The organism is Bartonella sp. AA86SXKL (assembly GCF_042196885.1).
The window spans coordinates 628-915 of the sequence record NZ_JBHIRE010000187.1 but is presented as its reverse complement, the minus strand read 5'-3'; the positions used below and the strand labels follow the sequence as shown (position 1 = coordinate 915).

Sequence of the window (288 nt, the reverse complement as noted above, 5' to 3'; positions counted from 1 at the left end):
TGAATTTGAAGTGTTGAAATATGATCCATTTGAATGGCAATCTTCATAAATAAAACCTCCCTATAACCGAAAGCGGACTGGTCTATGCGCCATAAACTTAGTAAACTATAAAAGAACTATGACAAGAGAAAGCCTATGATACAAGAAGCTAATACAAAATTAAGCAATGAAGAAATCGAACGCTACGCACGCCACATCATTTTGCCTGAAATTGGTGGTGTGGGACAACAAAAGCTCAAAGCTGCACGTGTTCTGGTTATTGGCGCAGGCGGTCTTGGTGCTCCTGTT

The 288-nt window shown here is 40.3% G+C and carries 1 protein-coding gene; it reads left to right on the top strand.

Features of this window, described 5'->3' with window-relative positions:
- Nucleotides 1-135: 135 nt before the first annotated feature.
- A partial coding sequence (locus tag ACFIO5_RS10870) for a ThiF family adenylyltransferase (protein ID WP_375705408.1) occupies nt 136-288 on the top strand: 153 nt, incomplete at its 3' end.